Annotated in this window: 23 protein-coding genes; 14 read left to right on the top strand and 9 right to left on the bottom strand. The window is 66.5% G+C overall.

Annotated elements, in window-relative coordinates; translation table 11 throughout:
• Positions 1-7: 7 nt before the first annotated feature.
• Positions 8-1,081: a Gfo/Idh/MocA family oxidoreductase gene (locus tag ACIREI_RS07525; protein WP_403328467.1), complete on the top strand. Its 1,074-nt coding sequence runs from the start codon at positions 8-10 to the stop codon at positions 1,079-1,081.
• Complete coding sequence (locus tag ACIREI_RS07520; RefSeq protein WP_403328464.1) at positions 1,078-1,596, top strand: heme-degrading domain-containing protein; 519 nt, start codon at positions 1,078-1,080, stop codon at positions 1,594-1,596. Before ACIREI_RS07525 ends, ACIREI_RS07520 begins: the two co-directional genes overlap by 4 nt.
• A 106-nt stretch (positions 1,597-1,702) precedes the next feature.
• Here ACIREI_RS07520 and ACIREI_RS07515 read toward each other — a convergent pair whose 3' ends face one another.
• The 4 genes from ACIREI_RS07515 to ACIREI_RS07500 form a co-directional block, all read right to left on the bottom strand.
• Complete coding sequence (locus tag ACIREI_RS07515) at positions 1,703-2,560, bottom strand: fumarylacetoacetate hydrolase family protein (protein WP_403328462.1); 858 nt, start codon at positions 2,558-2,560, stop codon at positions 1,703-1,705.
• A 150-nt stretch (positions 2,561-2,710) separates the two neighbouring features.
• Positions 2,711-3,427: a YidC/Oxa1 family membrane protein insertase gene (locus tag ACIREI_RS07510; RefSeq protein WP_403328459.1), complete on the bottom strand. Its 717-nt coding sequence runs from the start codon at positions 3,425-3,427 to the stop codon at positions 2,711-2,713.
• A gap of 172 nt (positions 3,428-3,599) precedes the next feature.
• Positions 3,600-3,911, bottom strand: coding sequence for a DUF6412 domain-containing protein (locus tag ACIREI_RS07505; RefSeq protein WP_403328456.1), 312 nt, complete (start codon positions 3,909-3,911; stop codon positions 3,600-3,602).
• 74 nt (positions 3,912-3,985) lie between these two features.
• Positions 3,986-4,765: a class E sortase gene (locus ACIREI_RS07500; RefSeq protein ID WP_403328453.1), complete on the bottom strand. Its 780-nt coding sequence runs from the start codon at positions 4,763-4,765 to the stop codon at positions 3,986-3,988.
• Between the two features lie 355 nt (positions 4,766-5,120).
• Between ACIREI_RS07500 and ACIREI_RS07495 the strand changes: the two genes are divergently transcribed.
• From ACIREI_RS07495 to ACIREI_RS07485, 3 genes are all read left to right on the top strand, one after another.
• On the top strand, positions 5,121-6,593 hold the full coding sequence (locus tag ACIREI_RS07495) for a glycoside hydrolase (protein WP_403328450.1): 1,473 nt from the start codon (positions 5,121-5,123) through the stop codon (positions 6,591-6,593).
• Positions 6,594-6,631: 38 nt separating this feature from the next.
• Positions 6,632-7,009 (top strand): hypothetical protein, encoded by a 378-nt coding sequence (locus tag ACIREI_RS07490; protein ID WP_403328448.1) that lies wholly within the window; start codon positions 6,632-6,634, stop codon positions 7,007-7,009.
• A 161-nt stretch (positions 7,010-7,170) separates the two neighbouring features.
• Complete coding sequence (locus tag ACIREI_RS07485; RefSeq protein WP_403328445.1) at positions 7,171-8,193, top strand: hypothetical protein; 1,023 nt, start codon at positions 7,171-7,173, stop codon at positions 8,191-8,193.
• A gap of 113 nt (positions 8,194-8,306) precedes the next feature.
• Here the strand turns inward: ACIREI_RS07485 and ACIREI_RS07480 are convergent, their stop codons facing one another.
• Positions 8,307-8,603: a hypothetical protein gene (locus tag ACIREI_RS07480; protein ID WP_403328442.1), complete on the bottom strand. Its 297-nt coding sequence runs from the start codon at positions 8,601-8,603 to the stop codon at positions 8,307-8,309.
• 268 nt (positions 8,604-8,871) lie between these two features.
• On the opposite strand from ACIREI_RS07480, the gene ACIREI_RS07475 reads away from it, so the two are divergent.
• From ACIREI_RS07475 to ACIREI_RS07455, 5 genes are all read left to right on the top strand, one after another.
• Positions 8,872-9,516, top strand: a complete 645-nt coding sequence (locus tag ACIREI_RS07475; protein ID WP_403328439.1) for a dihydrofolate reductase family protein — start codon at positions 8,872-8,874, stop codon at positions 9,514-9,516.
• Between the two features lie 859 nt (positions 9,517-10,375).
• Positions 10,376-11,929 carry an ATP-binding protein gene (locus ACIREI_RS07470; RefSeq protein WP_403328436.1) on the top strand — a complete coding sequence of 518 codons (1,554 nt, stop codon included), beginning with the start codon at positions 10,376-10,378 and terminating at the stop codon, positions 11,927-11,929.
• Positions 11,930-11,989: 60 nt separating this feature from the next.
• Entirely contained in the window at positions 11,990-15,010 is a 3,021-nt protein-coding gene (locus ACIREI_RS07465) for a Z1 domain-containing protein (protein ID WP_403328433.1), read from the top strand.
• A 105-nt stretch (positions 15,011-15,115) separates the two neighbouring features.
• Complete coding sequence (locus tag ACIREI_RS07460; RefSeq protein ID WP_403328430.1) at positions 15,116-16,135, top strand: NaeI family type II restriction endonuclease; 1,020 nt, start codon at positions 15,116-15,118, stop codon at positions 16,133-16,135.
• A 37-nt stretch (positions 16,136-16,172) separates the two neighbouring features.
• On the top strand, positions 16,173-16,646 hold the full coding sequence (locus ACIREI_RS07455) for a very short patch repair endonuclease (protein WP_403328427.1): 474 nt from the start codon (positions 16,173-16,175) through the stop codon (positions 16,644-16,646).
• Here ACIREI_RS07455 and ACIREI_RS07450 read toward each other — a convergent pair whose 3' ends face one another.
• Complete coding sequence (locus tag ACIREI_RS07450) at positions 16,647-17,813, bottom strand: DNA cytosine methyltransferase (protein ID WP_403328424.1); 1,167 nt, start codon at positions 17,811-17,813, stop codon at positions 16,647-16,649.
• Positions 17,814-17,974: 161 nt separating this feature from the next.
• Here ACIREI_RS07450 and ACIREI_RS07445 point away from each other — a divergent pair, with 161 nt between their 5' ends.
• Complete coding sequence (locus ACIREI_RS07445; RefSeq protein ID WP_403328421.1) at positions 17,975-18,724, top strand: HNH endonuclease; 750 nt, start codon at positions 17,975-17,977, stop codon at positions 18,722-18,724.
• Here the strand turns inward: ACIREI_RS07445 and ACIREI_RS07440 are convergent.
• Positions 18,721-19,353: an ATP-binding protein gene (locus tag ACIREI_RS07440; protein ID WP_403328418.1), complete on the bottom strand. Its 633-nt coding sequence runs from the start codon at positions 19,351-19,353 to the stop codon at positions 18,721-18,723. The two genes, ACIREI_RS07445 and ACIREI_RS07440, sit on opposite strands and share 4 nt — an antisense overlap.
• A gap of 215 nt (positions 19,354-19,568) precedes the next feature.
• Here ACIREI_RS07440 and ACIREI_RS07435 point away from each other — a divergent pair, with 215 nt between their 5' ends.
• The 3 genes from ACIREI_RS07435 (at position 19,569) to ACIREI_RS07425 (ending at position 21,389) form a co-directional block, all read left to right on the top strand.
• Positions 19,569-20,414 (top strand): helix-turn-helix domain-containing protein, encoded by an 846-nt coding sequence (locus tag ACIREI_RS07435; protein ID WP_403328416.1) that lies wholly within the window; start codon positions 19,569-19,571, stop codon positions 20,412-20,414.
• Positions 20,415-20,618: a DUF397 domain-containing protein gene (locus tag ACIREI_RS07430; protein ID WP_403328413.1), complete on the top strand. Its 204-nt coding sequence runs from the start codon at positions 20,415-20,417 to the stop codon at positions 20,616-20,618.
• Positions 20,619-20,843: 225 nt separating this feature from the next.
• Positions 20,844-21,389: a DUF6879 family protein gene (locus ACIREI_RS07425; protein ID WP_403328410.1), complete on the top strand. Its 546-nt coding sequence runs from the start codon at positions 20,844-20,846 to the stop codon at positions 21,387-21,389.
• On the opposite strand, the gene ACIREI_RS07420 is transcribed toward ACIREI_RS07425, so the two are convergent.
• Together ACIREI_RS07420 and ACIREI_RS07415 are read right to left on the bottom strand one after the other, a co-directional pair.
• Positions 21,307-21,864: a DUF3291 domain-containing protein gene (locus ACIREI_RS07420; protein WP_403328407.1), complete on the bottom strand. Its 558-nt coding sequence runs from the start codon at positions 21,862-21,864 to the stop codon at positions 21,307-21,309. The genes ACIREI_RS07425 and ACIREI_RS07420 overlap by 83 nt on opposite strands.
• A 358-nt stretch (positions 21,865-22,222) precedes the next feature.
• A complete protein-coding gene (locus ACIREI_RS07415; protein ID WP_403328404.1) occupies positions 22,223-22,774 on the bottom strand; it encodes a dihydrofolate reductase family protein in 552 nt (183 codons plus the stop codon).
• Positions 22,775-23,112: the final 338 nt, after the last annotated feature.

The following is a 23,112-nucleotide window of genomic DNA, read 5'->3' as shown; positions in this document are numbered from 1 at the left end:
GGGCGGCATGAGTGCTACTCCCCTCCGCGTCGGCCTGGTCGGCTACGGCCTCGCAGGCTCCGTCTTCCACGCGCCGCTGATCGCCACCACCGAGGGGCTCGCCCTGGACACGGTGGTCACGTCGAACCCCGAGCGGCAGCGGCAGGCCCGCGCCGAGCACCCGGGCGTACGGGCCGTCGCCGGTACCGACGAACTGCTGGCCCGCGCCGCCGACCTCGACCTGGTCGTCATCGCGTCCCCGAACAAGACGCACGTCCCGCTCGCGACCGCCGCCCTGAAGGCGGGCCTCCCGGTCGTCGTGGACAAGCCGATCGCCAGCACGGCGGCCGAGGCGCGCGAGCTGGCGGCGCTGGCCGAGGAGCGCGGCCTGCTGCTCTCCGTCTTCCAGAACCGCCGCTGGGACAACGACTTCCTGACCCTCCGGCGGCTCCTGGCCGAGGGCGAGCTGGGCGACGTATGGCGCTTCGAGTCCCGCTTCGAACGCTGGCGGCCGCAACTCAAGGGCGGCTGGCGGGAGTCCGGCGACCCGGCAGAGATCGGAGGTCTGCTGTACGACCTCGGCAGCCATGTCGTCGACCAGGCGCTGGTCCTCTTCGGCCCCGTCACGCAGGTGTACGCCGAGTCCGACGTCCGCCGCCCCGGCGCCGAGACGGACGACGACACCTTCATCGCCCTCACGCACGCGAGCGGCGTCCGCTCCCACCTCTACGCCTCCGCGACGACCGCCCAGCTCGGGCCCCGCTTCCGGGTGCTGGGCTCGAAGGCGGGCTATGTGAAGTACGGCCTGGACCCGCAGGAGGCGGCGCTGCGGGAGGGACAGCGCCCCGACTCGGCTGCCGAGTGGGGTACGGAGCCCGAGTCGCTGTGGGGCCGAGTGGGTTCCGGCGACTCCCCCCTGACGGGCGGCGGCCGCGTCGAACCCACCCTCCCCGGCGACTACCCCGCCTACTATGCGGCCGTGGCAAAGGCTCTGCTGGACGGCGGCCCCAACCCGGTGACGGCCCTGGAAGCGGCCGCCGCCCTCGACGTACTGGAAGCGGCCCGCCGTTCGGCCCGTGACGGAGTGGCGGTGGCACTGTGACGACGCACAAGACGCACAACCCGGAGATCACCCCTAAGTTCCACCCGGAGCTCACCCCGCCCCTGGAGGAGCTGGAGGCCCAGGAACGCCGTCTGGTCTTCCGGCAGTTCACCCACGACGACGCCTGGGCCCTCGGCTCCCTCCTGGTCGAGATGGCCCGCGAGCGCCAGGCGCCGGTCGCCATCGACATCCACCGCGCCGGCCAGCAGCTCTTCCACGCGGCCCTCCCCGGCTCCACCCCCGACAACGACGCGTGGATCGCCCGCAAACGCCGGGTGGTGGAGCGCTACGGCGCCTCGTCGTACGTCGTCGGCGCCCGCTTCCGGGCCAAGGGCACGACGTTCGAGGAGTCCTCCCGCCTGGACCCGGACACGTACGCGGCGCACGGCGGCTCCTTCCCGATCAACGTCGAGGGAGTCGGGGTCATCGGGTCGGTGACGGTGAGCGGACTGCCGCAGCTGGAGGACCACCGGATGGTGGCGGAGGCCCTGGAACAGTTCCTGAGCAAGCAGTAAGGGCAACGCCCTCGTTTTTCAGGGGCGCGGGGAACTGCGCGACCAGCCACGTACCACCCGCGGCTGACGAAACACCCGCAGTTCCCCGGCTCTCCCAGCGCAGCGTCTACGCGTCCTTGAATTCCTGCCGCTGACGGCCGAGCCCTTCGATCTCCAGCTCGACGACATCCCCGGCCCGCAGGAACGGCTTCGGCTCGGGCTCCCCAAGAGCCACCCCCGCCGGCGTACCCGTGTTGATGACGTCACCGGGATACAGCGTCATGAACTGGCTGACGTACCGCACGACCTCCGCCACCGGAAAGATCTGCTCGGCCGTCGTCCCGTCCTGCTTCAGCTCACCGTTGACCCACAGCTTCAACGACAGGTTCTGCGGATCCGGCACCTCGTCCGAGGTCACCAGCCACGGCCCCAGCGGGTTGAACGTCTCGCAGTTCTTCCCCTTGTCCCAGGTCCCGCCCCGCTCGATCTGGAACTCCCGCTCGGACACGTCGTGCGCCACCGCGTACCCGGCGACATGCGCGAGCGCCTCCTCGGCCGACTCCAGATACCGGGCCGTACGCCCGATGACGACCGCGAGCTCGACCTCCCAGTCGGTCTTCGTCGACCGGCGAGGCACCAGCACGGTGTCGTTCGGGCCTACGACCGTGTCCGCGGCCTTGAAGAAGATGACAGGCTCGGCGGGCGGCTCGGCGCCGGTCTCGCGGGCGTGGTCGTGGTAGTTCAGTCCGATGCACACGATCTTGCCGATGCGGGCCAGCGGCGGCCCGACCCGCAGCCCGGTCGCGTCCAGTGCGGGCAGCTCACCGGCGTCCGCGGCGGCGCGGATCCGGCCGAGCGCGTCGTCGTCGGCGAGCAGCGGTCCGTCGACGTCCGGCACGACGCCCGACAGGTCCCGCAGGGTCCCCTCGGCGTCGAGCAGGGCGGGACGCTCCGCTCCAGCCGTACCGACTCGCAGCAGCTTCATGATCACAATCTCCCTCGATCGCGGGGCGCCCGCCGATGTGTGCAGCCATCGGAGGACTGGTCGATCCTCCAAGCTCAACGGCCATCCCGCAATACCTGGTTCACGTACTGGACCGTAGGCCCCGGGCCCGTGGCCGGATCGACTGTCCGGTCAGCGATAGAGCACGGCCCGCTCCACCGCGCTCCAGGTCGTGCTGGTCACCACGTACAGCGCGGCCGCCAGCGGCACCACCGCCACGGTGAAGAGCGTGAAGAAGGACATGAACGGCATGACCTTGGTCACGGCCCCCATCCCCGGCACCGGCTCACCCTCGGCCATCGGCACCGCGGTCGGATTCGCGGCCATCATCCGCTTCGTACGGCGGTAGTTGAACGCGGCGACGCAGGCGACGACCACGAACAACCCGACGTACACGAGCCCCGCTCCCCCGAACACCCCGCCGTCGCCGAGCGCGTCCTTCCAGTGGCCGCCGAGGGGCGCGGCGAACAGCTGGTGCGTGAGCAGTTCGTTCGCCTGCCCGCCGATGGTCGTGTTCGAGAACAGGTGGTAGAGCAGGAAGAACGCGGGCAGCTGGAAGAGGCTCGGCAGGCAGCCGGACAGCGGCGACACCTTTTCCTCGGCGTGCAGTGCGAGTACGGCCTTCTGCAGTTTCTCGGGGTTCTTCGCGTGCTTCTTCCGCAGCTCGGCGATCTTCGGCTGCAGTTCGGTCCGGGCCTTCTGCCCGCGCGCCGCCGCGCGGGACAGGGGGTGGACGAGGAGCCGTACGAACGCGGTGAACAGCACGATCGCGGCGGCGGCCGCGGTCGCGCCGAACAGCGGGTGGAGCAGGTCGGCGAGTTGCTGAACAAGGTCGGCGAAAACGGACATGGGTGAGCCCTCCGAGGGTCTCGTCGTGCCGGAGTGATGAGCGAAATGCCGGGATCCGAGATTCGAGATTCGGGATCGAGATTCAGAATTCGGAATTCGGAATTCGGCATGGCGGCATGACGACCCCGCGTGGGGTCACCCGTCCCAGGGGATATCGGGTGTCGGTGCGTTCCTACGCGAGGGTCGCCAGGAGGGCGTGCCCGGGTGCCCTGGGCCGTGGCCGGCCCGAGGCGTCGGGGTCGCGTTGTGGCAGGAAGGCCGTACGGCGGGCCCGGTCGCGGATGGCCGTACGCACCCGCGTCGGCGGCACGGCGGGCGCGGCGCGCGAGGCGAGGAGGGAGCAGACGGCGAAGGCGGAACCGGCGGCGGCGGTCGCGGCGAGCGCGACGGTCGCGGAGAGGCTGCCGGTGTCGAGGAGCGCGATCTCGAGGAAGAGGAGCAGCAGCACGGCGGCGGGACGCAGATTCGCGCACTTGCGCATCATCGGTGCCCCTCCCCTCGTATGGCTCGCTTCGACCGCTCGCTTCATACGACCTGATGTTGTCGTACGTCCTGATGTTACCGGGGCCGCATGGAGACGAGCGTGCCCCACACCACCAGCCGGTACTTCGACGTGTACTCCGGTGTGCAGGTGGTGAGGGTGAGGTAGTGGCCGGGGTCGTCGTAGCCGTAGCCGGGCCGGACGGTGGAGCGCGGGATCGGCCGGATCACGCTTCCGTCGTGGGCGGCGGTCCGCGGCAGCGTCCGGTCGACGGCGTACGTGTACGTCGCGCTGCTCGTCTCGACCCGCACGGTGTCGTCGGGCGCGAGCCGGTTGATGTACCGGAAGGGCTCGCCGTGGGTGTTGCGGTGCCCGGCGAGGGCGAAGTTGCCGGCCTGGCCCGGCTGTTGGGTGCCGGGGTAGTGGCCGACGTAGCCCTTGTCGAGGACACCGCCCTTGCTGACGCCCTCGGCGACGGGGACGCGGAGGTGGAGGCGGGGGATGGTGAGGATGGCGTAGGCCTGGGACCAGTCGGGCGCCGGTGCGGGGTCGGCGGCGGGCCGGCGGCGGCTACCGCCGGGCTGCTCGGGCGAGCCGGTGGACGCGGGTGGGGCCGTGGCCGCCGGTACGGCCGTACCGGAGTCGCCGCCTCCCCCGTCCCAGGCGCGCTCCAGTGCCCTGACCTCGCGCTCGGCGCCCGCTCTGGCCTCCCGGTTGGTCCACCACACCTGATGGACGACGAGCAGCAGGAGCACCACCCCGACGGTGACGAGAACCTCCCCACCGCCCCACAGCACGCGCCGCCGCAGGGCGCGCCGCCGAAGACCGCCGTGCCGCACGACGCGAACCCGCACCATCCGAGCCTCCTCCACCGGGGCCGCCCGCACGACGAAAGCGCGGGGCGCACGCATAGCGGGCGGGGGCACGGTAACGGGCGGCGCGCGAGGTCTCCAGAGCCGTACGCACACCGGTTCCGAGCCGTACGCACACCGGTCCAGAGCCGACCGCACACCGGTCCCGACGCCCCCGCGCACCCGGAGCGTCCGACCCCCCGAACGCTTCCTTCCGCACTTCTTCCACAGGTTTGAGAAAGGGCTGTCGGAACCCTCGACAACCTCATGCGCCACACCCGATGCTTCCTGTCGGCATCAGCTGGACAGGCCACGACGCCGGTTCGACGACGACCGGCCGTTGAGCGAAAGCGGAGAAGTCATGATCCGACGCAGAACTCTGCTGGCGGCAACAGGCGGCGCATTCCTAGGCAGCGCCCTGGCGACGGGCACCGCACACGCGGACGCGACGATCGCCGTCAACCCCGGCACGTCGTACGGCACCTGGGAGGGCTGGGGCACGTCCCTGGCCTGGTGGGCCAACGTCTTCGGCAGCCGGAACGACTTCGCCGACCTCTTCTTCACCACCAACTCGGTGACGTACAACGGCACGACACTGCCCGGCCTCGGCCTGAACATCGCCCGCTACAACCTCGGCGCGTGCAGCTGGAACACCGTCAACGGCGAGGCGATGGTCGAGTCGCCCAACATCCCCGGCTTCAAGCAGATCGAGGGCTTCTGGCAGGACTGGAACAACGAGGACCCCACGTCCTCCGCCTGGGACTGGACTGCGGACGCCAACCAGCGCGCGATGCTGCAGAAGGCGACGCAGCGCGGTGCGACCACCGAGCTCTTCGCCAACTCCCCGATGTGGTGGATGTGTTCCAACCACAACCCGTCCGGCGCGGCGGGCGGCGGCAACAACCTCCAGACCTGGAACTACCGCCAGCACGCCTCCCACCTGGCGGCGACCGCGCTTTACGCCAGGAACAACTGGGGCGTGAACTTCGCGACGGTCGACCCCTTCAACGAGCCGGCCTCCACCTGGTGGACCGCCACCGGCACCCAGGAGGGCTGCCACATGGACCCGGCGGTCCAGGCGGCCGTACTCCCGTACATGCGCAGCGAGTTGGACAAGCGCGGCCTGACGGGGATCAGGATCGCCGCGTCCGACGAGACGAACTACGACACGGCCCGCTCCACGTGGTCGTCCTTCGGCTCCTCCACCAAGTCCCTGGTCAGCCAGGTCAACGTGCACGGCTACCAGGGCTCGGGCGGCCGCAGGGACCTCCTCTACACGGACGTGGTCACGACGTCCGGCAAGAAGCTCTGGAACTCGGAGACCGGGGACAGCGACGGCACCGGCCTCACCATGGCCTCCAACCTCTGCTACGACTTCCGCTGGCTGCACCCCACCGCCTGGTGCTACTGGCAGGTCATGGACCCGTCGACGGGCTGGGCGATGATCGCGTACGACGCGAACACCCTGCAGCCGACGACCATCCAGCCGAAGTACTACGTGATGGCCCAGTTCAGCCGCCACATCCGCCCGGGCATGCGCATCCTCGACACGGGCGTGAGCTACGCGGCGGCGGCGTACGACGCGTCGGCGCGCCGCCTGGTGATCGTCGCGGTGAACACGTCGACGTCGGCCCAGACCCTCACCTTCGACCTGTCCCGCTTCACGACGGTCTCCGGCGGCTCGGGCGGCCTGGTCCCGCGCTGGAACACGGTGACGACGGGCGGCGACCAGTACCGGTCGTACTCGAACACGTTCCTGAGCGGAAAGTCGGTGGCCGTGCCGTTCGCGGCGAAGGCGGTGCAGACGTTGCAGATCGACGGGGTGGTGATCTGACGCGGCGGGGGACGCGACCGGTCGTGGAAGCTGGAGAAGTGACAGCCGACGAGGAGGATGAGCGCGGGTGCCGGCACGGCCTGCTGGCGCCCGCCCTGGCAAACCTGGCCCTCGGCGTGCCCGCGATCATCCCGCTCTACCTGACGTACTGGCTGCTGACCGAGTACGCGCCGCTGAGCTGCGACGCGTTCGCGACCAGGCCGGACATGTCGAACTGCGACTACCACACGCTCGATCACGCGCCCGTGATGATGTTCTTGCTGGCACTGACCGGAGCCCTGCTACTGATCCTGCTGCTGGCGGTGGACGTCCTGGGCCCACGCCGCCGCGGCGACGCCCGCCCGGGCGGGTGGCTGGCCATGGCGACGCTGATCCCGGTGCCGTTCCTGGTGCTGCTGTGGCTGGCTGGGGCGTGAGGCGGGAGGCCTGCAGACGTCAGGCGTGAAGGCAGGGGTGAGCCTGGCTCGTGCACGGCGCGACACGGCATGCCCGCCGCCCACCCGGACCAGGCAATATCCGCCCTCTCATCTCCCCTCTGTTCTCTCCTCCGTCAGCCATGGGCAGTACGGTGTCCCCCATGCGCCCCGACACGCCTGCCGAAAACGTCGACCACACCGCCGAAGCGGCACGCCTGGAGCGAACCGCCGGCCTCTATCCCGAGGACGCCGAGGCCCTGCTCCTCCAGGCCGCGGCCCACCTGGAACTGTCCGGCGACCGCCCCGCCGCGACCGCGCTCTACGACCGCCTGCTGTCCTCGCCGACCGGCCTGGAGAACCCCCACCTGGTACGAGCCCTCAAGGCATCGAACCTCTGGGAGTACGGCCACGAGGCGGAGGCGAGAGCGATCATCGAAGGCGTCCGAGCGGCCTCCCCCCGGGACCCGGCCCCGTGGGTGATCGTCGCGGAGGCCCTGGAGTCGCACGACGAGCTGGAGCAGGCGCAGGAGACGTTCACGGAGGGAGCCCGCCTGCTCCTCACGGACGTACCGGAGCCCCCGTACTCCACGCATCCGCTGCTGTTCGGCCGCCACCGCGTACGCCGCATGCTGGGCATGGCCCACGACGAGTGGGACATCCTGGCGGACACCCTCCACTCGATGCCGATCTCCCTGGACGAACTCCACGACCCCAAGCGCGTCTGGTCCCTCGGCTCGGAGAACCCGGCGGAACTGGAGGCGGAGATCTCCCGGCTGCGGGCGGAACTGGGCGCGTACCGGGAGGCCCTGTCCCGCCCCTTCCCCGTGGCGGTGCTGCACTGGACCTCGGCAGAGCTGACGGAGCTGGTCGCCGCGTACCCGTCCCTCGCGATGGAGTACCCCTCCCATGCCGAGCACCTGACGACGATAGAGGCGTCCCTGCGGGAGCTGTCGTCCTCCGGCACCCCGAACCTGGGGATCGTCACGGGGACGGTCCCTTCATACGAGGCCTTCGCCGCCTCGGAGGGCGCCTCACCGGAGGACGCGACCCTGCTGCCGCAGTACGCGACGACGCTGGCGGCGCGCGGGCGGGCCGTGGCTTGGCCGCCGCAGCGCGGGGCTGGGTGCTGGTGTGAGTCGGGTCAGGTTTACGGGGAGTGCCACGGCCTGGGATCGCAGAGCTGACGACCTCCTGGCCTGGCCGAATGATGCGCGACGCTCGCCGTCGCGCATGCCATGCAGCGAGGGAGTCCGAAGATCGGTTACGACACCTGCTCCGGACCCCCTCGCTCGCTCACTCAGGAAACAGGGGCCGAGGACGACCTCAGGCCGACTGGACGGTCGGCGAACGCCTTCTCCGCGTCGACCTCGTAGCAGACGTTGACGCTCGAGTCTCCGAGAGTTGTGTCGACGTAGCGCTGGACGTCTCCGACGGACTTCGACTCCCAGAGGCACGTCACCGCAGATCCGTCCACATGCGGGTAGGCCTGCAGCACCCGGGTGCCCTCAGGAGCTCCGACACCCTCGGTCAGGGCCTGGCCACGGGAAAACGCTGCCTCGGGGTTCAAGATCTTGTGCTGGACCACGACGTACATGGGACTCTCCTCACATAGTCACCAAGTCCATTGTGGAACAAAACGCCCTATTACCGACAAAGAGGCTCAACCGCAGGGGGGCGTCCACTCATGACGGCAGGCTGCCCGACCCCCCGCAAACTCCACAGGTCAGTCAGGACACCAGGTAGCTCCAGGTAACCCCAGGTAGCCCTAGGTAGCCCGGTTTCTGACCGGCCACGGACCCAGCGATGAGTTTCCCCGGCCCGGAGAGTCTCACCACCGTTGTCCGACTCCACCGGAGGAACACGTGCCTCAGCTATTGAGAGTCCAGAACTTCAACATCTCGAGTGACGGCATCGGCGCCGGCGAGGACCAGCGCCTTGAGCGGCCGTTCGGCCTCGACCATGCCGAGAGGCTGTTCGCCTGGGCCGGCGCCACGGCGAGCTGGCCCATGCGCACGGATCCCGGGGGGAGCCGGGGCCTCGACGACTACTTCACCCGGGACTACGCCCGCAACATCGGCGCCGAGATCATGGGCCGCAACAAGTTCGGACCGCACCGCGGGCCCTGGCAGGACTACGAGTGGCGCGGCTGGTGGGGGGACAAGCCCCCGTTCCGCACGCCGGTGTTCGTCATGACCCACCACAAGCGTCCTTCGTTCACGCTCTCCGACACCACGTTCCATTTCGTCGACGCCGACCCGGCCACGGTCCTCGAACAGGCCCGGGAGGCAGCCCAGGGCAAGGACGTCCGCCTCGGCGGCGGGGTCACCACCATCCGCCAGTTCCTCGACGCCGACCTCGTCGACACCATGCATGTGGCGGTCTCACCGGTGAAGCTCGGGTCCGGCCTACGACTCTGGGAGTCCCCCGACGAGCTGCTCGACCGCTTCCACCTGGAGGTGGTGCCCAGCCCAAGCGGTGTGACACACCACCTGTTCTGGCGAAAGTAACGAGGCCCGAGGGCAGCCCAGTGCGCTGTTTGCCTCTCGGGGCTGCCCTCAGGCGTGGCCGTCAGGGCGGTGGTGGCGGTGTGCTGGGGTATGCGCAAGCCGATGGGAGTCAGTGCCGGTTCGGTGAGGGTGCTGCTGAAGACCGGCCGGTCGACGATGGCACATAGCCGCTGCTTGCACGGGGCCTCCACGTCCTGCCGCAGCATCCCGTCGACCACCGGCCGCCAACCGCCAAACCCGCCCGGCGTGCCGCCGTGACCGACCGCGTCCCACCCACCAACGGAATGCCGCTGAGCCAACCCGGCGTGCATGCGAGACGCGGGCGCGCCCCCAACCCCGGCCGGCCAAGCAGCCGACCCCACCACAACCAACCTGGGCCACCCGCCCTTCCGGGCCGCCCGCTCGCTTCTCCCTCGTGCTGGAGCTGGCCGGGTCAAGGGTGGCCCGGAGGGCCATCGGCGCAGCCGACGTGGAACGCAGCGCAGCGGAGTGAAGCGCCCTTGACGCGGCCTGCGGAAGCGCGACGCTGCCAAAGAAGCGGGCGGCCCCAACGGCAACCACCAGAGGACGGGGCCATCCGCATCCCTCTCCCACTCCAGCCCCAGCCCGTGACCTTGCCGCCCGCAGCACACCAAAGCGCACGCTGCACACATGAAAAGCCGCCGCGGGCAAACCTCGCCTCCCTTCCATCCCTGGCTTCCCTCCATCCCAAAACGCAAGACAGATAAGGGACTTATCAACCCACTTCAGAGTTCTACCTCCCTCTATGTCCTACCTTTGCAGTACGGTCACATTTACCGTCTGAGCTAAAGGGCTGACGTCTTCGGAGTGGCCCTGACCTGTGCACTTTGAGGAACCGATGCCCTACGAGCCCGGCACCGTCTGGCAGTACGACGTCCCCACGACCGGCAGCACGCATCTGCCGCCAGACGCCGGCTACGGGAGAGCGCTGACCAACCAGGGCTACAGCTTCGAGGTCGCCGTTGCGGACCTGATCGACAACTCGATCGACGCGGGCGCCGACAAGATCGTCGTGCACTTCCTCCGTGACGCCAAGCGGATCCTGACCTTGCTGATCATCGACAACGGCAAAGGAATGGACGAGACCGGGCTGGATGACGCGATGACGGTCGGCAGGCGCCGCACCTATGGCGACCAAGCTCTCGGCATGTACGGCACCGGCCTGAAGGCCGCATCGCTCTCGCATGCCTCGTCCCTCACCGTGGTGAGCCGCACGAAGCGCAGCCGCGCCGCAGGCCGCCGTCTTACCGCGGAAGGGATCGAAGACAGCTTCCGCTGCGACACCGTCGACCCTCGCTACGCCCAGGACCTCGTCGACCGCTACGACGGCATCATCGAGTGGCACGGCACGGTCGTGCGGTGGGACCAAGTGCGCACCTTCGAGACAGTGACACCTGGGCAGAGCGACCAGTACCTGTCGCAGGCGATCGCCCGTCTGGAGACCCACCTCGGCCTCTACCTGCATCGCTTCCTGCAGCGGGGTCTCCAACTGGACATAGCTGTATGGGACGTGAGCAGCAGCGCGAACGAACTCGGCGAAGAGGTGGACCACATTGCCGTAGAGGCGCTCGACCCCTTCGGATACAAGGTGCCCGGAAAGAAGGGGTATCCGAGACAGTTCACCGCGCCCGTGGAGGGCATCGGAGACATGCGCCTGACCGCCCACATCTGGCCGGCCAAGTCGAAGCAGGCGGGCTTCCGGCAGATCGGTGCGCTAGCGGAGCGTCAGGGTTTCTACTTCTACCGGAACGATCGCCTCGTCCAGGCGGGAGGCTGGAACGGCCTGCGCAACCCCGAAGGGCATCTCGTACTGGCCCGGGTGGCAGTGGATCTCCCCGCGCACGAGAACAGTGTGCTGAGCCTCGACGTGAAGAAGGAAAGGGTCACGGTCACCCCCGCCTTCACTCTCGGCGTGGACAAGGCGGTGGATTCCGCGGGGAGCACCTTCCATCAGTACCTCAGCGACGCCGAGACCGCGTACCGAGACGGCTCAAGGCGCACGGAGATCGTCCGCAAGCCGGTGACCCCTCCCGGCAAGGGCCTCGACCCGAAGGTCAAGCGGGTCATCAAGGAGGAACTGCCGGAGAAGGGAGGCGAGGAGCCGATCACGTTCACCTGGGCAGCGCTCCCCCGCGACCAGTTCTTCGATCTGGACCGCGAGAACAACACCGTCGTCCTGAACAAGGATTTCCGCGAGGACTTCAACGACGGCAGACGCGGCGGCGCGAACGACGCTCCTGTCACAAAAACCCTGCTGTACCTGCTCCTTGAGGACTGCTTCGGGCTCGGGCGCTGGGAGCGAAGCCGCCAGGACCGCGTGGACTACTGGAACACCATCCTTCTGGCTTCCGCGGAAGCACATCGCGCCCGGCGCACGCAGAGGTTCTCCTGACCGCCGTACATCACTCGCCCTCGTCCCCTCCCCTCACCGACCGCTGATTGAGGCCCGCACATGAGCCACACCCCGGCCGACGTTCTCCTGGACATCCATGCTTCCGCTCTCGCAGGCATGGCCACCAGCCCCAAGCACTTCGAACGCTGGGCCGCGCTGGCTGCTGACGAGGACCATCCGGACGCCGATCTCAGCGAAGAGCGTTTCCACGAGAGTCTGGTCAACGCGGACGAGACGCTCACGGCCCTCTGGAGCCGACACCTCACCGCATGGGACTTCGCGGAAGAACCTCATTGGGCGCTGGGCACCCCCGCCCGCACCGACGAACGACGGGTGGTCGTCTACGACCGGCTCAGATTCGGCAGCGACCTGCGGAAGGCGCTGGACAATGCCGTTCCCGTGGCAAAGCTCCCCGGTCCCACCGTGATCACTCGCGAGTTCACCCCCTGGTACACCCCCGAGCGCACGGCTGCCCGGTCCTTCTACTGGAAGTCGTATGAGGGGAAGCTCCGCGCCAAGGGCTGGTCCGAAGCGGCGATAGCCAGCCTGGACGAGGCCAGCCAAGCGGTCGTCGAACGCCTCACCGACCCCGAACAGCCCGCGGCCCGACAGGCGAAGGGCCTGGTCGTGGGATACGTCCAGTCGGGCAAGACAGCGAACTTCACCGGAGTCACCGCCAAGGCGATCGACGCCGGCTACCGCCTCGTCATCGTGCTCGGCGGAACCCTCAACCTCCTGCGCGCACAGACCCAGCGCCGTCTCGACATGGAGCTGATCGGCCAGGAAAACATCCTGCGGGGCGCGGACATCACCGACCTGGACTCCCTCGTCGGCGTGGACTACGTCAGCGACGACGACGCCGACTGGCCCCACTTCGTCCAGCACGGAGGGCGCCCCTCCACACTGGGCGCCTTCGACATCGAGCGCCTGACGACCCGGGACAACGACTACAAGAGCCTCGCCCAGGGCATCCGAGCCCTGGAGTTCGAGAAGCGCGAACCCACCCGCCCGCTCTACGACGCTGCGAACATCCATCACGCCGCAGCTCGGGTACTGGTGGTGAAGAAGAACAAGTCCGTCCTCACCAAGCTCGTCAAGGACCTCAAGCAGATCCACGGGCTGCTCGGGGAGCTACCCGCCCTGATCATCGACGACGAGTCCGATCAGGCTTCCGTGAACACGCTTGACCCGAAGAAGTGGGAAGCGGGTACCACCGAGCGCACCGCGATCAACGGGCTGATCTCCCAGCTCCTGGAGCTCCTACCGCGGGCGCAGTACGTGGGTTATACGGCCACTCCCTTTGCCAATGTCTTCGTCGACCCCGGTGACGACGAGGACATCTTCCCGAGCGACTTCCTGATCTCGCTTCCTCGCCCCACCGGATACATGGGCGCTCAGGACTTCCACGATCTCGACTCTCCAGTGGCGGAAGACGAGCGAACATTCGCCAACTCACAGGAGAAGGCGCATGTCCGGGGCATCTACGAGGCGACCGGTGATCGCCTCCAGGAGGCTATGGACGCCTTCATCCTGTCCGGTGCCCTCAAGCTCTACAGAGCCGATCACGGCGTCCCAGAAGCCCCATTCCGGCACCACACGATGCTCGTGCATCAGTCGGTACGCAAGGACGATCACGCCGAGCTCGCGTTGCGCATCAACTCCATGTGGCACCAGGCGGGATACAGCTCCACGGTCGGCCATGAGCGCCTTGCCTCGCTATGGGCCGCAGACTTCATCCCCGTAAGCGAGGCGCGTGCGTCTGACCTCCCGTCGCCGACGTCGTACGAGGCACTTCGCCCATACGTCAGCGAGGCGCGGCGGCGCATAGGTTCAAACGGCCAGCCGGTCATCGTCGTGAACGGTGACAGTGATCGCTACTTCGATCAGCTCGGCCTCGACTTCGACCGGACCCCGCACGTCTGGAAGATCCTCGTGGGCGGTACGAAGCTGTCACGTGGCTTCACCGTGGAGGGCCTGACTATCACCTACTACCGGCGTACCACCCAGCAGGCGGACACGCTGATGCAGATGGGGCGTTGGTTCGGGTTCCGGCCTGGTTACAGGGACCTGGTCAGGCTCTACATCGGGCGGGAAGAACCCTTCGGGCGCGACAAGACCGCGGATCTGTACGAGGCATACGAGGCTATCTGCCGGGACGAGGAAACGTTCCGCGAGCAACTGGCCCAATACGCCGTAGTGGTCGATGGACAGCCTCAGTTGACGCCCATGGAAGTGCCCCCTCTCGTCGCACAACACCTGCCCTGGGTCAGACCGTCCGCACGCAACAAAATGTTCAACGCGGAACTCGTGGAGATCCGGTCCCCTGGACGCCCCATCGAGCCTGCCTCGTACCCGCTGAACAACAGCGCGGCTCACAAGCGGAACACAGAACGCTGGCGCCCGTTGCTGGACAGACTTGGCACGACGCCGGTGTCGTTCAGCAATCCGCCGGACAGCTCCAGCTCGCTGACGCGCACCTTCGAAGCACTCACCGGGATCATTGCTCACGACGAACTCCTTGGCGTGCTGTCCCAGCTTGAGTGGGAGCGTCCGCGCTACTTCGACCCCCACCTGACCTATCTGAGGCAGCTTGACGGCTCACTGGCCAAGGTCGACAACTGGCTGCTCGTCTCGCCCCGACTTGCCTCAAACAAGCGAGTCGAAGCCAGCATCCTCGGCTCCACCCCGCTGTCTCTGGTCCGACGAAAGCGGCAGGCCGGCAAGACGTCCTTCGGGCGCATCGCCAGCGTCGAGCACCGCACGGCCGCACAGCGTCTCATCGAGAATGCAGCCACACCGCTCGGGCTCCACCCGGATCAGACCGCCGAGGCCGGAACCACAACCGGAGTCATCCTTCTGTACCCCGTCGTCGATGGCGACAGTCACAGTGACGTCCACGCCGTCGTACGCAACGGATCGGCCGACCCATCGAAGATCGTGATGGCGTTCACTCTGATCCCGCCGACCTCAGCCATGAGCGCAGACCGCCGTCTGGTGCGGTTCCGGGCAAAGGACTCCCGACACGGCAACGACGCTACGATTCCGGTTACTGACCTTGCACCCAGACTGCCGTCGGTGTGAGGCGAAGTCCTGTCCAGCGAGTCATCCGCCGATGAGGTCAGTACGGCATCGGACCCATCGGCCAAATCTACACATTGGCATCACGGTACCGCACAGGGATACGATTTGCTTCCGTTTGAAGAAGACGATGTAAATGCCGCCACTTGGATCGCCAACCAAGAACTTTTGAAACTGGACCCCGAGCTTAAGGAAGTAGCAGAGCATATTCGCTCTCTCGATCCGACCGGACAACGATTCGCTTCCGTTCTCCGAGATACAATTGACCAGCTACTCAATGGCGAGGCGACAGGACGGTTCGCATGGAAGCAGCTTTTTAAGACCGAAAAGACTCACGCGGGCACGCTCGTCGAAATCAACCTTCAGCGAGAGTTCAGATTTCATGACGGCGGCGATGTCGGCGACGACAGCAAGCACCCTATGGACTACCGAATCCTCGGCATAGATGTTGACTGCAAGTTCTCCCAGGATTTTGGCGGCTGGATGATACCGCCAGAGGCGATGGGCTACCTGTGCCTCCTGGTGTGGGCAGACGACTACAAGAGCCGTTGGAGTGCCGGACTTTTCCGGGTCCGTGAAGAATTTCTCAATACAGGCAGCAATCGCGACAAGAAGCTGACCCTGAAGGCGGAGTATCGAAAAAGCAAGGTATTTTGGATCTGGCATGAGGCGAAGCTTCCCGAGAATGTCCTCTTGCATCTTCCCGAAACCACGCGCAATCAGATCCTCATCGATGGACCTCGTCAGGGACAGAGGCGAGTCATCGAGTTGTTCCGGAGAGTTCAGAATCGCCGCGTCGGACGAGGAGCCGTTCGCACAGCAGCACAGCAACTCGACTACATGGCACGTCTCCGAGAAGGAAAAGGCCGGGCCCGAACGGTACTCCGCGAAGAGGGCATCGTGATCGCCGGGCCTTACAGCAAGCACCAGGATATCGCCCAGCAGCTTGGAGCCGAGGTGCCGCAGCGGGGAGAGTTTGTAAGCTTCCGGCTAGCTGAAGCAAAGCCCCATCACGGCAACCGTCCATCGGTCAAGTTGGAGGGACGCCACTGGGTGCTTGCCAAACCAGAGGACCCAAAGGAAACGGCGCCGCGCCTCCCCAAGGTCACTGGCGAAGAGGAATCCTGACCAAGTAGGCACGAGCTGGGGAGGTGGAGGAAACAGGATGGCCAGCAACGAGACATGGGAACCTCCAGTCGGTTCCTGGGCCTCTTCAGCTGCCCGCAGGCGCAACATGCAGGCTATCCGCAGCCGTGACACGGCACCCGAGCGCCTCATCAGACGGCTCGTCCACGCGCAAGGGCTCCGTTATCGGGTAGCTGCCAGGCCCCTTCCCGACCTTCGCCGGACTGCTGACATGGTCTTCCGTTCGGCGAAGGTGGCCGTCTTCATCGACGGCTGCTATTGGCACGGCTGCCACGAACACTACGTGCCGCCGAAGACCAACCCGGGCTACTGGTCCGACAAAGTTGCCCGGAACATGGCCCGCGACCGGGACACCGACCAGCGCCTCAAAGAGGCGGGCTGGACGGTGCTCCGGTTCTGGGAGCATGAACCTTCGGAAGACTGCGCTGCACGCATCGCGGCCGAGGTCGAGAAGCGCCGCAGCGCAGCCCGGAAGCCGAAGCCTGAAAGTTGATCAGCCCTTCGCCTGATCGCGCTCCCGTGCCGCCCTCAGCACATCAATGATCGATTCGCCGATGGCCTTCGCAACAGGCGGCGGAAACGCGTTTCCGACCTGCCGGTACTGGGCCGTCTTCCCCCCGCTGAAGTCCCAGCGCGTCGGGAACCCCTGAATGATCGCGGCCTGCCGCACGGTGAGCATCGGACCGTCGTCACCGAACAGATCCCTGTCCTCCGTGCCCGTTGGCTTACCATCCACGGGCGCGTTGGCCACGCCCATGCCCGAGACACCCAGCGCTCGCCATGCCTTCTTAGCCCGGCTGGGGCCGAGGTCGGCGCCCCCGTGCTTCTTAGAGCCACCGACAAGCGTGGGAGCCACGTCCTTGTCAGCCTCCCGCTTCCAGTCATCGAAGACCTGCTGCGCCTCGGCGGCCCGAGGCCCCTTCTCAAACGGCCGGATGCGCTCCAGCATCGTCTTCTCGAGTGCCTTGAAGACCGAGACTCTCTCAGCACTGGGGGCGGGAGCTTCGTACTTCAGATCCTTGAGGACATCCCTGCGGAAGGCCACAAGGATGGAGCGAGGCCGCAACTGCGGGACGCCAAACTTCTCCGCCTCGTACACCTCCCATCCCACGACCTCATAGCCAGGCAGCCCGTCGCCGGTGGGCTCCATCTCCTCAAGGCTGGCCCGAATTCGTGACCTGTAGTCATCGAACTTGGCATCCATAAGGCCGCGGACGTTCTCGATCATCACGGCTCGGGGACGGATCAGCTCGGCCAAGTCCAAGATGCGAGGAAAGAGATCACGTTCATCGTCTTCACCGAGTTGCTTGCCAGCGTGCGAGAACGGCGGGCACGGCACGCCGCCGGCCAGGAGATCAACCTCACCCCGGCGATAGAGGCCGGCGCCCTTCTTCAGGTCACGCTCGGGCTCAAACTCCAGCACGTCCTGGCAGAGTACGTCGCAGTTGTCGCGCTCCCAGTCCCACTTCGGGTGCACCTCGATGTTCTCGCGCAGTGTGGCCGCGGCGTACTTGTCGATCTCGACCAGCGCCAGGTGCCCGAAGCCAGCCTGATGCAGACCGATGGCCTGTCCGCCGGCCCCAGCGCAGATCTCGATCGACGTGAACTCAGGCACCCGCGCCTCGGTAGCGACGTCCCCTGGTTCCTTCGTGTGGGCCATGCCCCCTCCTTACAGCCGTACAGCGGCAGACACATCTTGCAATCCACCATCACTGAGGGTGACAGACCCCACTGACAACGAGACCTCACCAAGTTTGCAGTACGCTCCGCGGTTCGCTGAACGCACCCTCCGTTGCGCCGAACACTCATACGATATTGTCCATGCGGATACCTGCCTGGGCTGAGGATGAACTTGTACTGGCCGGAGCCCTTGTCGTAAAGAACGGCTGGCGAGAGCTGCGGACCAAAGATCGCGAGGTCCAGGAGCTGTCGGAGCTGATCCGTTCGCTCCCCATCCACACTCCGGAGGAACGCGCCCTTCCCGGCTTCCGGTCCCCTGACAGCGTCAGTCGCAAGACCACCGACTTCATGACGAATCACGAGCTGTACACCGGCAAGCCCACCCGATGCGGCAAGCCCACGCTGCTCATGATCGAAGCCTTCACGGAGCGTGAGGCGGAGATGCTTCAAGCAGCCCAGGCCCTTGAAGAAGGCATCGGATCGGGCGAGCTGCAGCTCATTCCCCCGCAGTCGGACGAAGTTGACGACTCGGGGGCCACAGCAATCGAGGGTCGGCTCCTCGCCCGCTGGGCACTTGCCCGCGAGCGAGACCCAAAGCTCCGCAAGCTCAAAATCGAGCAGGTGCGCCGCCTCAAGCGCGCCCTGCGATGCGAGGTCTGCGACTTCGATTTCGCCAGTACATACGGAGACCTGGGCGAGGGCTACATCGAAGTGCACCACGTCACCCCCCTCTACATCTCCGGAATCCGGGCGACCAAGCTCGACGACCTCGCCTGCCTGTGCGCCAATTGCCACCGCATGTGCCACAAGAGCCGTCCCGGAGAATCCTGGCGTACTCCGTCCGCCCTGCGGCAGCAGATACGCAGGTCCGCTCAGAGGGCCACCCACTAGGCAGCCTCAGCTTCGGCTTCGTAGTGCATCTGAGCGCGGTCGAGGATGTCGTCCGGGTCAAGGCCTCTGGCGGCGGTCCAGTGCAGCAGGTCCGCGATCAACTCGACCGCAGACTCTTCGAGGCCGATGCCTCGCTTGCTCCCCCGAAGCTCAGCACCGCGGCTGGCCCCCCGGTAGGCCTCAAGCATCTCGACGGCACGCTCGATGCGCCTACAGGCACTTCCTGCGCTGATTGAGATCTCACACCAGACCGCCTTGCCCATGGCGGTGAGGACTGTGCCCCAGTCCACTGCTAACGCAGTAAGCAGGTGGAGGCCGCGGCCGCACTCCTCACCACAGTCCGCCGACTTGAGCGATGGCACCTGTTGGCTTTTGTCGTGGACTTCAAGCCGGAGCCGCTCTCCCATCCGCTCAAGGACCAATGCCGCCGAGGCGCCCTCCCCCACGTGCTTGACGACGTTCGTCGCCAGCTCTGTGACGAGCAGTTCCGCATCGTCAGCGGCAGTCGGCACACCCCATCGGCTGAGCTGCTTCGCGGCGGCTCTCCGTAGCAGGCGCACTTCTGTCGGCGCAGCCTCAAAGGGCAACACACAGCGGAGTCGGGTTCCGGTGTCTTCGCAGCCAGGCATGGCCGCTCCTCCCTCCCAAGCCACGCAAATGCTGCGCCTGCCGTGTCCGAACGGCTGCACTGCGTAGCGATCTGAGAGGCGAGCATGACACAGAGAACTCTCGCTGTGTAACTTCTCACGAGAATCCATCGAGTGAATCTGATGGTGGGCTGCTTGCCTGCTGCCTAGCCTGAGGTGGATCTCCGGGCCCAGCCCGGCCCACGTCGAGGAGTCGCATGTCAGTACGGGTGACAACGCGCCGCCGCCAACTAGGCGCGATGATGCGCAAGTTGCGCGCCCGCAAGGGGCTGACCCTTGAGGAGGCCGGCCAGCTTGTCGGCGTATCTAAGGCAACGGTCAGCAGGTACGAGACGCAAGCCGGCCCGGTCAAGTGGATCGTCGTCGACGCCCTTTGCCGCGAGTACGGGGCAACTGAGGCTGAACGCAGCGCCGTTGTCGGGCTCGCAAAGGACGCCAAGCAGCAAGGTTGGTGGAGTTCCTTCGCCGACTCCATTCCGGAGAGCATGAACCTGCTGCTGACACTTGAGGACGAGGCCGTTCGCGAGAGTCACTTCTCTTGCGTCTATGTGCCTGGCCTCCTGCAAACCCAGGCCTACAGCACAGCACTGCAGAAGGCGAACGAAGTTCCCCTGGAGTCAGCGGAGATCGAGCGGCTCGTCGATATCCGCATGAAGCGGCAGGAGATTCTCACCCGCCCGAAACCGCTACATCTGTGGGCAATCCTCGACGAGTCCGTGATCCGCCGGGTCGTCGGGTCGCCCCAGATCATGAAAGAGCAGCTCGATCGGCTACTCGAAGCGAACGAGTCCCCTCACATCACGCTTCAGGTGCTGCCCTTCTCCAAGGGAGCCCATGCCGCAGCACTTGGCAGCTTTGTCATCATCGGCGGCACCGAGCAGGCCCTCGACGTGGTGTACGTCGACTTCCATACGGGCTCCCTCTTCCTGGAGAAGGATGAGGAACTGGACCGCTACAGACTTGCGTTCGAGTACCTTCGGGCACAAGCGTTGGACATGGAGGCTTCCTCCGCCATGATCCATCGCGCCTGCAAGGAGCTATGAATGTCTGTTGGCTCTCAGCCCGTCTCAGAGCCCGTCTGGTTCAAGTCGTCGTACAGCGGCGGCAACGCCACCGAATGTGTAGAGACTGCTTTTACCCTGTCCGGCGTTCGCGTACGGGACTCAAAGCGGCCTCAGTCCCACTACCTCCTGATCTCAGCAGAGGCGTGGCGAAACTTCTTGGCCGGCGCACGCGACGGTCACTGAGGGCGAGTCTTGGTGACGGCGCCCTCGGCATACCAATTGGTTCAAGTCCTCGTACAGCGGTGAGAGTGGGACCGAGTACTTCCCCGAACGCCGAGCCGACGCCTGTACTGGCTTCACACCTGTTTGCACGCAATCCGTAGCCCTCGAGCATGATGCGCAATCTCGGAGCGAAACCGCCTCCGTACTCGCATCCTGGATCTCCAATCCGCTCAAGTGGAGGGCAAGATGGCGCTTAGGTTCCTCGGCACAACCAGCGACGACGGTGACTGCCCCACCCTCTACGACATCGAGGGCACGGACGAAATCTCGTCCATGGCGAGCGGGAGACCGACCCGGAGCACCTCGTCCAACTGCGCCGTCAAGGAGTCCGAGACCTTCGTACGAGTTCCCCGCAGCCTGCTGACCCGCTACGCGCCCCGGGGTGACGCCCCGGAGCTCCAGCCATTCGCCTCCATCTCCCACCTCTTCCGGAACTTCAGGCACACCGCCTGGCGTCTGGAGACTCGCCGCGGCTACGCCTCCGACCGCAATGGCCCCAAGTGGCCGCGGTTCCTCGCAGGCGAGGACATCGCCCGCGATCCTGACAACGCGTGGCGCGAGAACGTCCGGGTGCAGACGGCTCAGGGGAAGCGGTTCGAGCGAGTTCGCCTCGTCGACGAACCACGTACGCACGGGCAGGAGTTCCTCCTCAGCGAGCCTGGTCACTCTTCGGCCCGGTGCCTTTCATCCTGGTCGGAGTTCCCTCTGGGGCGAACGAGTCGTGGAAGGTGAAGGCGTGCGGCGCGGAGCCGTGGTCGTGGAGGTGTTCCAGCCTGGAAACACCGTCCTGCCAGGTTGGTATCACGCCGTCGGAGACCCACCAGATCACGTAATTGGGGTGGCCTGCCCTCTCGAACCAGTCGTAGCGCCTGTTCAGCGCCTCACGGTGTAGACCGGTGTAGACGGCGTCGAAGGCGGGGCGCAGGGCGGTCCAGAGTGAGAGGGTCGCGGCCAGGGCGGTGGTGTCCACCGTTCGGCCCTTGTCGTACCAAGTCGGTACGGCGAACTCGCCCCATGCACCCCAGTCCGCCTCGAAGAGCATGCCCCGGTCATCGCCCGCCGGTTCAGCACGCGCGAGGTACCCGGGGTGCTGGCTGATCTTCCGGTAGACGGCCTCGCCAATGTCGTAGAACTCGTGTGTGACAGGTGCGGGATCGGCGAGAGGTGATTTCAGGACGCCGAATGTGTACAGCGCAAGATGGGGCATGCGTCTCTCCCTGGTTGGGGGTGCCTGGTGTGGACCCGGTTCGGTGGCGGTTCGGTGGCTTACGCCTGGGAGCGAGGATTCGTGGGCGTGACCGACTCGTCCCGGCGCGGGTGGCTCAGCCTGAAGGAACTCCTGTGCGACCGTGGGCGATCGCCGAAGACCAGGTGAAGGTAGCTGCCTCCGCGGGCCATGTCGAAGTTGCGTTTTCCCTGTCCAAGTGGCCTCTTGCACCGGTCATTGCGGGGGCCGGGGCGGTGGCCATTGCGACGGCGGACGAGATCGCGTGCGCCTCCCGGACTCGGTCGCTGGGTCGTCGAGGCGACCCCTTGTGCCCGCATGTCCCGGCGGGGCAGGCGGGTCAGGCCGGTCGGTAGGTCAGCAGGACGTTGCCGGAGTGGAAAGTCGTGGTCCGCAGTAGTTCAAGGCGGAGGCGGTCGTTCAGGGTCGAGAACATCGAGATACCGGCTCCGAGGACGATCGGGAAGATCATCACCCGCAACTCGTCGACCAGGCCGAGTTCGAGCAGGCTCGCGGTCAACTGCACGCTGCCGAACATCGCGATCTCCTTGCCTTGCTGTCCTTTCAGCTCGGCGACGGTTTCGGCGACGTCGTCTCGACCGACCAGGGTGGTGTTGGCCCACTCGACCTGCTTGAGCGTGGAGGACACGGCAATCTTCCGTACGCCGTTCATGAACGCGATGATCTCGGGGTCGGGTTCGGTGGCGTCCGGCCAGTAGGCGGCCATGTGCTCGTAGGTCTCCCGGCCGAACATCAGGGTGTCGATGTAGGCGTCCTGTCGGTTGGAGAACTCGAAGAACTCCTGGTCGACGGTGGCGAAGTCGAACTCGCCGTTCGGTCCCTTGTAGTAGCCGTCGAGGCTGATGCCGATGAACGCGATGAGTTTGCGCATGAGGATCGCTCTCCGAATGGTCAGTGAACGTGATTCTGGATGCGTGTCGGGCCGCGGTGGAGACTCAGCGGTGGTCGTTCTGTTCTCCTTGGGCTCTATCACTCAGGAGTGGCGTTCGGGGGCTTGCCGCGCGCAGGAGGAAAGACTTCGGCCGTCGACATGCACCGCACCTCGCCGGTGGCGCGTCGGGCTGGGCCGGCCGACCAACTCCGCCATGACGACGTCGTGGTGGCATGACGGATTTGGAAGGCGACCGCCGCCGCCACCTCCTCCTCCACCACCGCCGCCTTCACCGCCAACCAAAGTCGCGGCCCCATAGACCATCGGCCGACGACAGT

It is taken from the genome of Streptomyces sp. NPDC093591 (assembly GCF_044764885.1).
In the GTDB taxonomy this organism is placed as follows: domain Bacteria; phylum Actinomycetota; class Actinomycetes; order Streptomycetales; family Streptomycetaceae; genus Streptomyces.
Note: the sequence above shows the minus strand (reverse complement) of the source record. Positions and strands in the feature narration are given on the sequence as shown.

Excerpts from the sequence above, each read along its gene's own strand:
- ACIREI_RS07525 (WP_403328467.1), top strand. The coding sequence starts at position 8 with ATGAGTGCTACTCCCCTCCGCGTCGGCCTGGTCGGCTACGGCCTCGCA.
- ACIREI_RS07515 (WP_403328462.1), bottom strand. The coding sequence starts at position 2,560 with ATGAAGCTGCTGCGAGTCGGTACGGCTGGAGCGGAGCGTCCCGCCCTG.
- ACIREI_RS07510 (WP_403328459.1), bottom strand. The coding sequence starts at position 3,427 with ATGTCCGTTTTCGCCGACCTTGTTCAGCAACTCGCCGACCTGCTCCAC.
- ACIREI_RS07505 (WP_403328456.1), bottom strand. The coding sequence starts at position 3,911 with ATGATGCGCAAGTGCGCGAATCTGCGTCCCGCCGCCGTGCTGCTGCTC.
- ACIREI_RS07500 (WP_403328453.1), bottom strand. The coding sequence starts at position 4,765 with ATGGTGCGGGTTCGCGTCGTGCGGCACGGCGGTCTTCGGCGGCGCGCC.
- ACIREI_RS07495 (WP_403328450.1), top strand. The coding sequence starts at position 5,121 with ATGATCCGACGCAGAACTCTGCTGGCGGCAACAGGCGGCGCATTCCTA.
- ACIREI_RS07485 (WP_403328445.1), top strand. The coding sequence starts at position 7,171 with ATGCGCCCCGACACGCCTGCCGAAAACGTCGACCACACCGCCGAAGCG.
- ACIREI_RS07480 (WP_403328442.1), bottom strand. The coding sequence starts at position 8,603 with ATGTACGTCGTGGTCCAGCACAAGATCTTGAACCCCGAGGCAGCGTTT.
- ACIREI_RS07470 (WP_403328436.1), top strand. The coding sequence starts at position 10,376 with ATGCCCTACGAGCCCGGCACCGTCTGGCAGTACGACGTCCCCACGACC.
- ACIREI_RS07465 (WP_403328433.1), top strand. The coding sequence starts at position 11,990 with ATGAGCCACACCCCGGCCGACGTTCTCCTGGACATCCATGCTTCCGCT.
- ACIREI_RS07455 (WP_403328427.1), top strand. The coding sequence starts at position 16,173 with ATGGCCAGCAACGAGACATGGGAACCTCCAGTCGGTTCCTGGGCCTCT.
- ACIREI_RS07450 (WP_403328424.1), bottom strand. The coding sequence starts at position 17,813 with ATGGCCCACACGAAGGAACCAGGGGACGTCGCTACCGAGGCGCGGGTG.
- ACIREI_RS07445 (WP_403328421.1), top strand. The coding sequence starts at position 17,975 with ATGCGGATACCTGCCTGGGCTGAGGATGAACTTGTACTGGCCGGAGCC.
- ACIREI_RS07440 (WP_403328418.1), bottom strand. The coding sequence starts at position 19,353 with ATGCCTGGCTGCGAAGACACCGGAACCCGACTCCGCTGTGTGTTGCCC.
- ACIREI_RS07435 (WP_403328416.1), top strand. The coding sequence starts at position 19,569 with ATGTCAGTACGGGTGACAACGCGCCGCCGCCAACTAGGCGCGATGATG.
- ACIREI_RS07430 (WP_403328413.1), top strand. The coding sequence starts at position 20,415 with ATGTCTGTTGGCTCTCAGCCCGTCTCAGAGCCCGTCTGGTTCAAGTCG.
- ACIREI_RS07425 (WP_403328410.1), top strand. The coding sequence starts at position 20,844 with ATGGCGCTTAGGTTCCTCGGCACAACCAGCGACGACGGTGACTGCCCC.
- ACIREI_RS07420 (WP_403328407.1), bottom strand. The coding sequence starts at position 21,864 with ATGCCCCATCTTGCGCTGTACACATTCGGCGTCCTGAAATCACCTCTC.
- ACIREI_RS07415 (WP_403328404.1), bottom strand. The coding sequence starts at position 22,774 with ATGCGCAAACTCATCGCGTTCATCGGCATCAGCCTCGACGGCTACTAC.